Source organism: Neobacillus sp. S1115 (assembly GCF_055385565.1).
In genome coordinates this window covers 440,561-453,833 of the sequence record NZ_AP038275.1, presented here as the reverse complement: position 1 = coordinate 453,833, position 13,273 = coordinate 440,561, and the positions used below count along the sequence as shown (strand labels likewise).

At 43.9% G+C, this 13,273-nt stretch carries 13 protein-coding genes; 6 read left to right on the top strand and 7 right to left on the bottom strand.

Annotated features, from left to right (window positions below):
- Positions 1–9: 9 nt before the first annotated feature.
- The 3 genes from desA to ACZ5B7_RS02300 all read right to left on the bottom strand — a co-directional run bounded on the left by desA (position 10) and on the right by ACZ5B7_RS02300 (position 4,710).
- Entirely contained in the window at positions 10–1,041 is a 1,032-nt protein-coding gene (gene desA, locus ACZ5B7_RS02310) for a Delta(5) desaturase DesA (RefSeq protein ID WP_464492471.1), read from the bottom strand.
- 145 nt (positions 1,042–1,186) lie between these two features.
- Positions 1,187–2,428: a beta-ketoacyl-ACP synthase II gene (fabF, locus tag ACZ5B7_RS02305; protein ID WP_464492470.1), complete on the bottom strand. Its 1,242-nt coding sequence runs from the start codon at positions 2,426–2,428 to the stop codon at positions 1,187–1,189.
- 92 nt (positions 2,429–2,520) lie between these two features.
- Positions 2,521–4,710, bottom strand: a complete 2,190-nt coding sequence (locus ACZ5B7_RS02300) for an alpha-galactosidase (RefSeq protein ID WP_464492469.1) — start codon at positions 4,708–4,710, stop codon at positions 2,521–2,523.
- Between the two features lie 429 nt (positions 4,711–5,139).
- Between ACZ5B7_RS02300 and ACZ5B7_RS02295 the strand changes: the two genes are divergently transcribed.
- Both ACZ5B7_RS02295 and ACZ5B7_RS02290 read left to right on the top strand, forming a co-directional pair.
- Positions 5,140–5,667, top strand: coding sequence for a hypothetical protein (locus ACZ5B7_RS02295; protein ID WP_464492468.1), 528 nt, complete (start codon positions 5,140–5,142; stop codon positions 5,665–5,667).
- A 170-nt stretch (positions 5,668–5,837) separates the two neighbouring features.
- A complete protein-coding gene (locus tag ACZ5B7_RS02290; protein ID WP_423800576.1) occupies positions 5,838–6,920 on the top strand; it encodes a branched-chain amino acid aminotransferase in 1,083 nt (360 codons plus the stop codon).
- A 58-nt stretch (positions 6,921–6,978) separates the two neighbouring features.
- On the opposite strand, the gene ACZ5B7_RS02285 is transcribed toward ACZ5B7_RS02290, so the two are convergent.
- Together ACZ5B7_RS02285 and ACZ5B7_RS02280 are read right to left on the bottom strand one after the other, a co-directional pair.
- On the bottom strand, positions 6,979–7,350 hold the full coding sequence (locus tag ACZ5B7_RS02285; RefSeq protein ID WP_464492467.1) for a hypothetical protein: 372 nt from the start codon (positions 7,348–7,350) through the stop codon (positions 6,979–6,981).
- Positions 7,351–7,457: 107 nt separating this feature from the next.
- Positions 7,458–7,910: a nucleoside deaminase gene (locus tag ACZ5B7_RS02280; protein WP_464492466.1), complete on the bottom strand. Its 453-nt coding sequence runs from the start codon at positions 7,908–7,910 to the stop codon at positions 7,458–7,460.
- A gap of 186 nt (positions 7,911–8,096) precedes the next feature.
- Between ACZ5B7_RS02280 and ACZ5B7_RS02275 the strand changes: the two genes are divergently transcribed.
- The 3 genes from ACZ5B7_RS02275 to ACZ5B7_RS02265 all read left to right on the top strand — a co-directional run bounded on the left by ACZ5B7_RS02275 (position 8,097) and on the right by ACZ5B7_RS02265 (position 10,666).
- Positions 8,097–8,687: a guanylate kinase gene (locus tag ACZ5B7_RS02275; protein ID WP_464492465.1), complete on the top strand. Its 591-nt coding sequence runs from the start codon at positions 8,097–8,099 to the stop codon at positions 8,685–8,687.
- A gap of 828 nt (positions 8,688–9,515) precedes the next feature.
- Positions 9,516–10,298 (top strand): GNAT family N-acetyltransferase, encoded by a 783-nt coding sequence (locus ACZ5B7_RS02270; RefSeq protein ID WP_464492464.1) that lies wholly within the window; start codon positions 9,516–9,518, stop codon positions 10,296–10,298.
- Positions 10,299–10,471: 173 nt separating this feature from the next.
- Positions 10,472–10,666, top strand: coding sequence for a hypothetical protein (locus ACZ5B7_RS02265; protein WP_213147620.1), 195 nt, complete (start codon positions 10,472–10,474; stop codon positions 10,664–10,666).
- Positions 10,667–10,712: 46 nt separating this feature from the next.
- On the opposite strand, the gene ACZ5B7_RS02260 is transcribed toward ACZ5B7_RS02265, so the two are convergent.
- Together ACZ5B7_RS02260 and ACZ5B7_RS02255 are read right to left on the bottom strand one after the other, a co-directional pair.
- Positions 10,713–11,525, bottom strand: coding sequence for a VOC family protein (locus ACZ5B7_RS02260; RefSeq protein WP_464492463.1), 813 nt, complete (start codon positions 11,523–11,525; stop codon positions 10,713–10,715).
- 43 nt (positions 11,526–11,568) lie between these two features.
- Positions 11,569–12,135, bottom strand: a complete 567-nt coding sequence (locus ACZ5B7_RS02255) for an MOSC domain-containing protein (RefSeq protein ID WP_464492462.1) — start codon at positions 12,133–12,135, stop codon at positions 11,569–11,571.
- A 199-nt stretch (positions 12,136–12,334) separates the two neighbouring features.
- Between ACZ5B7_RS02255 and ACZ5B7_RS02250 the strand changes: the two genes are divergently transcribed.
- Positions 12,335–13,219 (top strand): hypothetical protein, encoded by an 885-nt coding sequence (locus ACZ5B7_RS02250; RefSeq protein WP_464492461.1) that lies wholly within the window; start codon positions 12,335–12,337, stop codon positions 13,217–13,219.
- Positions 13,220–13,273 lie beyond the last annotated feature (54 nt).

Genomic DNA, 13,273 nt, shown 5'->3' with positions numbered 1-13,273 from the left:
AATAGTCATTTATAGCTCCGGTTTTGCGTGAATGGAAACACTTTTTCTCATTACCTCTTTGGCCTCTTTAAAGCTTACAAAATCCTTCTTTTCCTCATCCCATAAGCGAAACTTTAGTGACTTTAAGCTTGTAGCCAGTGTAATGGTTGGAACATTTTGCAGCGGAAGCGTATTATTGTGCGCCTCTTCCAATTTATAGTTTGGTACCCTTGGGTTTAAATGGTGGACGTGATGGAAACCGATATTCCCTGTCAGCCATTGCAAAAGCTTTGGCAGTTTATAGTATGAACTTCCTTCCACTGCAGCCCTTACATACTCCCAGTCCTTGTCTTCTTCAAAATAAGAATCCTCGAAGGTATGCTGGATGTAAAACAGCCAAATCCCAGCTGCTCCAGCAATCATGAAAATCGTACCTTGTACAATTAGCAATGCCTGCCAGCCAATCGCCCAGCAAAGCAGCCCTGCTAACGCGAGGATCAGAACATTCGTCAGATAGGTGTTATTGCGTTCCTTTTGTTTGGCGCCTCTATGGTTAAATCTATTTTTTAACAGGAATTGATAAATTGGCCCTAATCCAAACAAAACGATTGGATTGCGATACAAACGATAGCCTAAACGAAGTCTGAACGATGCTGCCTTATATTCTTCTACTGTCAGCGTCCAAATATCGCCTGTTCCCCGCTTGTCGAGATTGCCGCTTGTTGCGTGGTGAACCGCATGATCATGCCCCCACTGGTCAAACGGGAATAACGTCAATACCCCCATAAATGTCCCTACTACTCGATTAGCACGTCGGCTTTTCAAGAAGGAATAATGGGTGCAATCATGAAAAATAATGAACATCCTGACCAAAAATCCTGCCGCCAGAATAGCTGGTACCAGTGTCAGCCAATAGGAGACTGACAAGCTTTGGTAAGCAAGGAACCATAATATTAGAAATGGCACGACCGTATTAATTATTTGCATTACACTTTGCTTTGTTGTGGTTTGTTCAAAAGATGCAACTTGTTTTCGTAATTGTTTCGTACTCTCTAAGGTCATTTTTCAATTTCCCTTCTTTGTATGTCGTTAAACTAAGTATAGGAGATTGAAAATAATCTTGTTAGTAGCATGTGTCATGGACTAGACATGACAAATGTCATAAAAAAGCGAAGTTTTTGGCTAAACATGTAGAAAAATCCGCATTTTATTTAATATATTTTTTAAAAATCAATGTTGCATTATGTCCGCCGAAACCGAAGGAGTTGGATAAGACGACTTGAACATCCTTCTTTTTCGCTGTATTTGGAACGTAATCTAAATCCAGACCTTCATCTGATGTTTCGTAATTAATGGTTGGCGGAATAATCCCTTCCTTGATGGAAAGCAGCGAAAAAATAGCCTCAATCGCACCCGTTGCCCCAAGCATATGTCCGGTCATCGATTTGGTCGAGCTTACAGATAAGCCGTTGGCATGGCCGCCAAATACCTCTTTGATGGCCATCGTTTCATACAAGTCATTATAATAAGTGGACGTACCGTGGGCATTGATATAGTCCACTTGTTCAGGTGAGATTCCGGCGTCCTCCAAGGCTGCTTTCATCGCACGCTGGGCGCCCTCTCCATCTGGTGCCGGTGTTGTGATATGATGAGCGTCGCCTGAAGCCCCGTACCCAGCAATTTCTCCATAGATGCGGGCACCGCGGGCTAGTGCATGTTCTAATTCTTCCAATATCACGATGCCGGCGCCTTCCCCGATCACAAAGCCATCACGATTCTTATCGAAAGGCCGGCTTGCTGTATTCGGATCTGGATTTTTCGAAAGGGCGGTCATATTAGAGAATCCGGCAACCGTCATTTCTGTGATGGTGGCTTCCGTTCCTCCGGCAATCATCATTTCGGCATCGCCTTTTTGAATCACGCGGAAAGCATCGCCGATGGAATTAGCACCGGATGCGCATGCGGTAACAGAGCAATTGTTCATTCCCTTGGCACCAAGTTCAATGGAGACTTGGCCGGCTGCCATGTCCGGAATAAACATTGGAATCGTAAACGGATTAACCCTTCTTTGGCCTTTTTCAATAAATTTCTTATGCTGTTCCTCAAATTCGCCCAGCCCGCCGATGCCTGAACCAATCCATACTCCGACCCGTTCAGGATAAATATCTGTACCAATCTGAATGCCGGCATCCGCTGCCGCCATTTTACTTGCAGCAATCGCGAATTGACTGTAACGCCCCATTCTCCTCGCTTCTTTTTTATCCATATAGTTTTCTGGTGCGAAGTCTTTTACTTCCGCTGCGATTTTGACATCTACTTTATCTGTATCAAACAGGGTGGCCGGACCGATGCCTGAAATGCCGTTTTTAATATTATCCCATGTCGTCAGGGCGTCATTACCGAGAGGGGTAACCGCTCCAATACCCGTAATCACTACTCTTCTTTTCAACTTACTAACCCCCACTTGTTTATTTACATAGTTCATTGAGAATTTTATCATTCCTTCTATTTTACCTAATTTGGAGTGGTTCGCCTAATATTTCAATTTTCCGCGTGAATTTCGAATATCTCCGAGAAAAAATCAGTTTTTACGAGTGGCAAGGCTACACCCATCTTCATCAGTTCATCCCCGTAAAAGAGCTTTTCCTCGTTGTTAAGCCGATATTTCTGTTTCGGATGTAATCCCCGTAACAGAATGCGACGGAAGGGTGGATTCGGGACTGCTAGTGTTTGATAGTAAAAAACAACCGCATGCTGCTGATTGTCCGCGACGTACATCCAGGCTGTTTCCAGTCCTTCGAAGGGGCTGAGAAGCCTATACAAATCACCAAAGCTAATAAGACCCTGGATTTTACGATAGTGCTGGATTCCCTTTTGTACCGCCAGTTTTTCTTCCGTGCTCAGCTTGTCGACATTTAATTCAAAACCTAAGTTGGCAGCCATGGCCACAGACAATCTCATTTGAATGGGTGTTATTCGTCCAACTTGGTGGTTCGGTACATCTGAGATGTGGGCGCCCATGGTGATGGCCGGATAAACGATGCTAGTTCCATATTGGATTTTCAGCCTTTCGACTGCGTCTGTGTTATCACTTGTCCAGGTTTGCGGCATGTAATACAGCATGCCTGGGTCGAAGCGGCCACCGCCTCCCGAGCAGCTTTCAAATAATATATGCGGAAAACGTTCGGTTAATTTTTCTAATATATGATAAAGGCCAAGCATATAACGGTGGGCTGTTTCCTTCTGCCGTTCAGGAGAGAGTACAGCGGAACCAATCTCTGTCATGTTTCGGTTCATATCCCATTTTACATAGGAAATCGGGGCACTGCGGAAGAGGTTTGTGAGTGTTTCGAGAAGCCACTCACAGACCTCACTCCGGGATAAATCAAGAATGAGCTGGTTCCGCGACAGCGTCCGGTTCCGCCCCTTTACATGCAGACACCAATCGGGATGCTTCCGGTACAAATCGCTGTCAGGCGAGACCATTTCCGGCTCGACCCACAGTCCAAATTTCATTCCTTTCGTTTGCACGTAGTCCCCCAAGCCCTTTAACCCGTGTGGCAGTTTCTTCTGGTAGACTGTCCAGTCCCCTAGCGAGCTTTTGTCATTGTCGCGGCGCCCAAACCAGCCGTCATCAAGTACAAATAGCTCGATTTTAAGCTCTGCCGCCGCATCCGTCAGTTCCTTTAATTTTCGTTCAGAAAAATCAAAACGGGTGGCTTCCCAGTTATTGATAAGGACTGGGCGTAATTTATCGCGATAGGTTCCACGGCACACCCTGGCTCGCAATAGTTTGTGAAAGGTTCGCGACATTCCGCCAAGACCTGCCGATGAATAAACCATGATGGCCTCCGGGGTTTGAAATGTTCCCCCAGGCTTTAATAGCCAAATGAAATCAAACGGATTGATGCCAATCGAGAGCCTCGTTGTTTCGTAAGGAGCGACTTCAATAGACGCTTCAAAATTACCGCTATACACGAGACTAACCCCATAGACCTCTCCATGTTCTTCGCCCGCATCCTTTGAAAGCAGTGCGAGAAAAGGGTTATGCTGGTGGCTACTGGCGCCCCTTGAGGAGGAAATCGATTGAACTCCATGATGGAGCGGCTCCCGTTCGAGATAGCGCTCCCTTGCCCATGTTCCGTGAAGATGGAGCCAGTCCCAATCAGAATGGTGAAAGTCCAAGGACATGCTCATACATTTGTGTATTTCCACCGCCTGGGTTCCTAGGTGCTCGAAGGAAGCCGATCTGGTAATCACATCAAAGTCCCTGTAAATAGTGTAAAAGAGGTTAATCCCTATCCCCAGCTTAGAATCAACCATCGTAATGACCAAGGTTTCCGCTTCGGAATCATCCTCGACATAGGCAAAAGGCAGCCCTGCTAGGGATGGCTTTCCTTTTAAGATTTCATGTGAATCATAAACAAACTCGGTAATCGTGGACCCGTCACTGGTGCGCAGCTGATAGGCCGGGCACCTAAAATCACCGTTGCCGTACGCCGGATACTCTTGGGGAAGAGTGTCCAGGGAAAATTGTTTGCTTGTTGGTTCCGTTGTTGGCGAAAAGGTCCTGCCTTTAAAGGAAAGGATCGAAGCAGGCTGCAATGTGTGAACCCGCTTACCCCAGTACAAATGGGCAGGATATTTTCTATGTACAATTTGAAGCAAATAACTTGTCCGGTCATTAAATAAATGAAAGATCCCATCCTCTTCATTCCACTCGATTGGCACGACAATCCTCTCCCTTGCTTTTATTGTCTTATTTCATCCTATTTTGCTTTGCAGTGAAAAATCACTAGGATTAGGCAAAAGAGCAGGAGTTATTGTCGTGTTTTCGAAGAACTTATTTTTTAGAATCTTTTCAAAATATTGTGGCTTTCCGACTAAGGAATAACATATTGCCCCGCTGTAAGCGATAGAACACTTGGTAATATAACTTGTCCAGTCGTATATAACCTTTCTATGCACCCCAAGGCTTGTAAAAATCAGCGATTCGGTCTTATAGGACCAAAAACAACAATATTTACGAAAACAGCAATTTTTTTAAAATAATTGAATATATTTATTTCATATTTTTTCCAATAATTCTATTTTGATATCCGCTTAGATAACACGCTTTTTTAGAAGGCAATCTAAACGATCATAACAAGAGGTGAAAAAATGAGGTTTCGTTTCCATGCACTGTTGTTGTTCATCGGCGGGCTAGTTTGGGTGATAGTTGGTTCCCGGTTGGCTCTTAGCCCCCCTGGAAACCCAGATTTGGACATCTACCGTGATTCAAAAGGTTCGATGCCGCCGCTCAGTATTGGAATGCTGTTTATTACAAGTGGAATGGTGATTTTTTACCGGGAGCTTTTCCTCCATAAAGGTCTTGCGAAATTCGCCTTTATCCTCATTCAATCTGGAAGCGTCCTTTATTTTATCGGGCATTCACTAAGACAGTTCTTGAATGGCGCGTGGGAACCGGCAGCACCATTCGGTTTCATTATGTTAATTATCGGATTGTTTCTGTTTGGCCTTAGAAGTATAAAGGTAAAATCATTGCCTGCCCCAATCAGTTATTTCATATTAATAAGTTCACTATGCCTGCTCTTCTTTAATGACCAATTCTTCACTGCATGGATGTCAGTGCCATTTGGGCTCATTTGGATTGCCATTGGTGGAGCCTTATTTTTTAAGCCTCTTTGAACGCAATTTGCCAGCATCATTTTTGCACATTAACGGACCATAAGGCGTACAAATTAATTTAAAGCGTTAAAGTGCCATGGAATACCAAGTTTTCCATACTCAAATTATTGTGTTTTTTCTGAAAAAGTCGTAGTCTCTATATATAAGAGATTTCGAGATGAGGTGCGAAGATGACACAAGAGATTACATTTATTCAACGAGAACAATTAAAGGCTAAGCCTGATCCCGCTTCGCTTGGATTTGGGAAGTATTTTACGGATTACATGTTTGTAATGGATTATCATACAGATAACGGCTGGCATAATGCCAGGATTGTACCTTATGGACCATTAACACTTGATCCATCATCCATGGTATTCCATTACGGACAAGCGATTTTTGAAGGAATGAAGGCCTATAAAACTCCAGATGGTGAGGTGCAGCTTTTCCGTCCGGATAAAAACATGAAGCGTCTGAACGACTCCTGCGACAGGCTTTGCATCCCGCAAGTTGATGGGGAGTTCTTATTAAAAGCGATTAAACAATTGGTTACAGTTGAAAAAGACTGGGTTCCGGAAGGCGCCGGACAATCGCTTTACATTCGCCCATTCATTTATGCATCGGAGGCAGGTCTTGGGGTACATCCTGCCCATCAATATACATTGCTTGTTATCATGTCTCCGTCAGGTGCCTATTATGGGGATCAATTAAATCCTGTTAACATCTATGTTGAAGAGCATTATGTCCGCGCAGTTCTTGGCGGGGTTGGACACGTGAAGACTTCAGGCAATTACGCAGCAAGCCTGAAAGCCCAGGAAAAGGCCGAAGCGAACGGCTACGCGCAAATTCTTTGGTTAGATGCGAAGGAAAACAAATATGTTGAAGAAGTAGGCAGCATGAATATTTTCTTCAAAATAAATGGTGAAGTCGTTACACCTAAGCTAAATGGCAGTATTTTACCAGGGGTAACTCGTGATTCTGTTATTCAGATTTTAAAACATTGGGGAGAACCTGTCCGCGAGGAGAGAATCTCCATTGAAGAGGTTTTTGCGGCATATGAGCGTGGAGAACTGGAAGAGGTTTTCGGAGCTGGAACAGCAGCCGTTATCTCACCTGTTGGCGAATTAACATGGAACGGCAAAACGATCGTCATTAACGACCGCAAAATCGGGCAAACATCCCAACGCCTCTATGATGGCATCACAGGCATTCAATTAGGCAAGCTCGAGGATCCATTTAACTGGACCGTTAAAGTGAGCGCTGTAGAAGTCTAACCAATAGAAAAGGTGCCTGATCCCCGCCGCGATACCGCACGCGGGGGTCAGGCACCTTTTATTTTGCTGACAACTCTTTTATTTTTTCTATCCAGTCTTTGAAGCTGCCGAATTCATTGGCATCGAATCCAAAGTGTTCCTTTATGATTTGGATGGTTTCGTTTTCTTTTTCTTGAAAAACCCCATCTGAATAAATCAGTTGTAAGAGTTCTGCTAAAACGATTTTTTTGGAGCGTTCAGTTTTGAAAGTTTTTAGAATGTCTTCGATTGCGAGACCTTCGTGTTTGTAATCCTTCAGCCCCATTTCCTTTTGAAACTTGCTAAGGACGGAACTTTCAAATATCGACAAATTCCCATCAATATTGGCAATCATCGCCGCAAGTTCAAGAAATGCCCTTTTCTCCTCAGGCTGAAGTTCTGCTAGAAACATTTATTACATACATCTCCTTGTAATCGTATATATTTATATACGTAACATGTCTATAAAAGTTTCATTTTAACCATATGCTTGTAAACTGTTTCGCACTTTGTATTTTTTCAAAGCCGTTTTTTCCAAAGCTCCATTGGACTTTCTTGTCCGTCTTTTAAAGGCATTTGGATAAATTGCAAGGACCTTTCGGATGGAGACTTTTTCAAATCCTCGTAAATGGATTTTGATTTTCCCAAACCCACTTCAGCGGCGTCCTCTACCGACGCACAATAATAGACTTTTTCAACTCCGGCAAAGTACATGGCTGTCAAGCACATCGCGCAAGGCTCACCGCTGGCGTAAACTACACACTCCGATAAATCATTCGTTTGAAATTGTTCCTGGGCGCGGCGAATGGCCAGCAACTCCGCATGGCCGCTGATATCAAACTTTTTGTGGAGCTCATTTACACCCTCTGAGACGATTGTATTATTTTTGACAAGCACCGCTCCAAACGGCTGCCCGCCTTCTGCCACATTTTGAAGTGCGAGCTCTACAGCCCGTTTCATGAATTTGTCCATTTCTTTCTTCCTTTCTTTTTTAGGATAAGGCTCCATATCCGGCAAGCACCTAGTTGTTTTTTCCTATAAAGCCACACATTCCCATTTCGTTATCATTTTGATATAATGATAGTATACCCTATATGCATCCAGAAAGATTTCCTCCAGATAAAGGGCTATCTTATAAAAATAAAAGGAGGTACCTCGATGTATCAGATTAAAGGGAAAGAAAAAATTTTCGTTTACACAGGTCCTGATGGTTCCGGACGAAAAACTATTGCGAAAAATGTCGCTACCGCATTTGACATGGAAACTGTTCTCTCTTACACCACTCGTTCCCCACGGCATTATGAAAAAGACGGCGAAGATTACCACTTTATAACTGAAGAAACCTTCAAAAACATGCAAGCCCAACAAGAATTTCTCGAAAGCGTCGAGATTGATGGAATCCATTATGGGATTCGTGAACAAGATGTTGTCGAGGCATTTAAGAATCATGATTTCGTTTATTTGACCTTAAATCCCGAAGGTGCTGAAAAGCTGAAAAAAATGTATGGAGATCATGTTGTACGAATTTTTGTGTACGCGGATCGTGATACGGTCATCGAAAGACATAAGAATCGTCAAGATAGTGAGGAAGTCATTGAACGGCATATGAGCCATTATAACGAAATAATGAGCTATAAAGGCAGCTGTGAACATGCATTCGAAAACTTCGATTCCCCGCAGGTCTCTTACCAAGTCAGTGAGCTAATCGAATCCTACCTGGACAGAAATCTCACCGTAACGGATTACTAAACTACTTAAAAGGGGCTTACCCCGCATTAACCCAGAAAATTGGTAAAACGAAAGGCGGACAGTTCACACGGGACTGTTCGCCTTTTGTGTTATTCCATCACACCGAGTAGCGGTTTACTTTTACCGTTTTAGTAGTTATAAACTCTTTATAACTACCGGAGCTCCAATTTTCTTCATCAATGGGGAGTTATGAACTCTTCATAACTACCCGAGCGATAATTTCCTTCTATGTTTGGGCGTTATGAGCATTTCATAATTACCGAAACCCTCATTTCTTTCATCCCCCGGGCTTTATGAACTCCTTCATAACTACCAGAGCCTCCATTTCCTTCAACAATGGGGCGTTAAACTCTTCATAACTACCGAAGCGATGATTTCCTTCGTCGTTCAGGCGTTATGAACCCCTCATAACTACCGAAATCCTAATTTCCTTCACCGCCCGGGTGTTATGAACACCTTCATAACTTCCGAGTCACTGCTTCCTCCACATGTTCAGGCGTTATAAGCCCTTCATAACTGCCGAGTCACTCGGTCCTCAACTCGCTCAGGCGTTATGAACTCTTCATAACTACCGAGTCACTGATTCCTCCAACCGTTCAGGCGTTATGAACTCTTCATAACTACCGAGTCACTGATTCCTCCAACCGTTCAGGCGTTATGAACTCTTCATAACTACCGAGTCACTGATTCCTCCAACCGTTCAGGCGTTATGAACTCTTCATAGTTTATATATCTTTTAAGATTACGAGTTGTAAACAGCCTTTCCAAAAAAATTCTTGAATTTTCCATATTGCACGAGTACTCTATTTAAAACAAGGGGGGATTGGCGTGATTAGAAAGCTTACCGAACAAGACCATCAGCAGGTTCTCGCATTTTTAAGTGAGGAACCATCTATTAATCTATTTATCATCGGGGATATCGAGGCTTTCGGATATTCATCGGAGTTTCAGGAAATTTGGGCAGAGTTTGATGAACAGAGCACGATTAAAGCTGTTCTGCTAAGATTCCATCAATCTTTCATTCCTTACGCAAAGGGAGAATTTGATACTGCCGGCTTTGTCTCCATTATGAGACAGTACACGCAGCCTATTTTTCTATCAGGGAAGTCCCATATCGTGGAAAAATTCGAGGGCTTTGAGGAACTATCTCTTGGCAAAAAACAAGTAACATTTTTTGCAGAGTGCCTTTCTGACGATGGTCTTGGTGACAATGATGTTGAGGTTAAAAAGGCGACAATTGAGGACGTTGATCAAATCATTGAGCTTCGCAGCAGCATTGAGGAATTTCACATTAGAAGTGATGCCCGGAAGATGCTAATAAATGCGATGGAATCCAACACAGGAAGAACCTATTATACCGCCCGCCAAGGCCTGATGACCGCCTGTGTTTCCACGACAGCGGAAAATTCCATATCAGCTATGATTGTCGGAGTCTGCACGCGAAAGGAAAACCGCCGTCAAGGTCTAGCAACAGCTATCATGGAAAAGTTATTTAAAGATGTTCTAGCAGAAGGTAAAACGCTTTGTCTCTTCTATGATAACCCGGAAGCAGGCCGTATTTATAAACGGCTTGGCTTTAAAGATATTGGGAAGTGGACCATGTACCGCTAAAAATTCCCGTCAAAAAAGGAAGGTGCCGAGTCACCTTCCTTTTTACCGTTAATACACTAGGTATAAGTCCCTCAATCACCATTACCTTAACAAGCCGGGGGCTGTCCCACTGCATAAAATCACCTGCAAGCAAATAAGCTAATATAAGCATCTAAATAAAGGGGTTGGAAGCAATGGCCATTTTCAACAAAATCGCCTTATTCTTTGTCATTTTATATTCCGTTTTCACCATCATTAATACCTATTTAGGTGAAACCGAGCGAGCCCAATCCAACGTCATTTACTTCCTAATGAACGGATTTGCCTATATCGTCACCGCATTCGAAAAAGAAAAACACAGTCAGGCTTCAGATGCATTCACGTATTAATGCAACTGGGGCCTTGCCCCCGGCGCGTTAAAGCGGACAAGTATACCTATTGAAAACTCCAATAACCATTTAGCTTTTCAAAGATCTGGGTTTGGTTTGTGTTTGATAGGTTTACTATGAATGGGGTATCCCCTTTTTCCTTCAGCACTTTCGCGGTAATCCCTTCCCCCATAGGACTGCAAAACAAAAGCTCTGTTCCGGCCAGGGCTATTTTTCTGCACCGAGCATTTAATTCATGGTTTGTGAACTCCTCGTTCACTTGGAGGTTAAGGAGTTTCCCCCAGATGGCCAAGGAATCGTCCAAATTATGAACCGCAAAACCAACACTCTCAAATTGGACACTCCCCGCCGGGTGGCGGCCAATAAGGCCTAACTGGTCTAGTTCTGCCAACCGTTCGTCGTCGGATTTCTCCCATTGAATAAAGAAAGGAAGCCGCAACTCCGACCCAGCATACTCTGGGAATAGCAGCGACCATTTAATGACCTCGCCGTCACCGCGGACACGCTCTCCCGGAATCGGCCCATAAACCGTGAATCCTTCCTCCTTGAGCTGTTCCGCCAATGCTTCAATCTCATTTGTACGAATCGCAATTCTGGCCGGCCCCTCCCCATTATCCTTCGGAAGCTGTTCCACAATATGCGTAATCAACCGGTTGGCCTCATGCGTTTCCGCACGCTGCCAATCCTCAATTCCTAAAAACTCTAAGTAACTTAATCCAAAATAACTTAAGGTGTTATACGTCCCCCAAGACTCATGGCGTCCGCCGGGTACCAATTTTAACCCTATTTGTTCAAGAGGCTCAATGGCCTCCCCCGGGTTTTTGAAGAACCAAACTAAATGGTCGAAAGAAAATTGCATATGAATTCCCCCTGTTATGTAAAAATCATTTCAAGTATAAAAACTATTGCATCGGATTCATATAATCATTTACCAATATTTGTACCTCTTCACCTTCGGAAATGCCCCCCGGTCTTTCCACTGCACAAACGATTCCCCGCCGCTTATACCCAGCACGGACAAAACGTGCGGCCAGCTTAGGATACTCCGGAAAGTGCTTTTGAATCTCCTCACCAGGGAAGATGCACGGCAGGTTTTCCCCCATGCAGATCAATCCGGCCCCACTTGGAAACAGAATCCGCGAGCCCAGCGTTAATTTGGTCAACCCCGGAAAGCCTTGCACCAATAGGTTCGCTCCAAGCCATTCAGGCATAACATGCGGTACCCCTAACTCTTTGGCAATCTCCGCACAGTCTTCCACTGAAACAACGGTAATCTGCCGGCGGTTCAGAATTTCCGTCCCCTTTGGATACATAGGCTGCCTAGAGTCAGCCGCGAACGTTACTCCGAAATGACGATCACCTCTTATTCCGCCAAATTCAAGTTGTACCTCCGGAATCCTTCTGGTCACAAACGTACCCGCCCGGTCCGCTATTAATATGGCCGTGATGTTTGCTTTTGCTTTTTTCATATCAAAGTCCTCCCGTAAAAATCCACTAATTCTACTTTACCGCAGGCTGACACCAAATCCAATTTTTACAAACCGCTACGTTCACACAACTTTCAGATTCATTTTTTCATAGATAAGTTATAATACGGTTGTCACCCCTAGAATATCTTCTCTTGCCCCTTTCAAAAAAATCCACTTAGAAAGCTGGTTGATTCGTTCTATGAAAAAACAATCTTTATGTCCGTGCGGCAGCGGCAAACCTCAGGAGAAATGCTGCGGCAACAAGCTGCAAATGAATGTATTTATACAGCCATTCGCTAATCCGGAGGAACGGGAAGAATTTATAAAGAACATGGCGATAGGCTCCCAATTTCACCTTCGGCAACGCGGCCACTTTTTCTACTATGGAAAAGATATTCTCTCCTACAAACGGGAACAGCCTGCCAACAAGCTCCGCAATGAATTTCTCGAAATTTTTTCAAGCTTTATGACCGATACGTTAGAAGATACCTGTCCTCCTTCATGGAAAGAATGCGATTCCTCATTCTGGGAAGAATTAATCTTCACTCATTTTCCTCATTGTATGAAAATTACGCCGCAAGAAAAAGAAACCGAAAAATTCCTGATGCAGTTGAAAAATTTCGTCCGCTGGCTGGACCGAAGGGTTGGCACTTCTTGGTATGGACTTGTTAACCAATTTGCGAATGAGGCCCGCTCCGACCTTAAAACCTGCGAACGCCTGCTGAACAGCCTCTTTTTACGCGATTTTCCGCGGCTTCACCTCGATGACTTTAATCTCGATTTGGATATGGAAAAAATCCAGCACAAATTTAATCAGTTTACCGACCGGCGGGACAGCCTTTTCGAAGTGACCAGCAGAATAGAGGACACCATTGTGTTGACTGAATTCACGACAAACCAAACTTATTACATCAAGGGGCTTCCCTGCCATTTGGTGAAACCTGGGTTGATCATGAGCGGCGCCATTGGTCGAAAAAAAGGCGAAAAAGCCTGGGATTGGTATCAAACAGAGGGGATTTATCCGAACAGAGGCAGGAAATTTATGAAGTTAAACATCCCTGCTCCAAAGCCCGTTCACGTTTAAACACTTAAACTGGTCATGCCCTCCATCCTTCATTTTGCTTAAAAAAAGTATTAT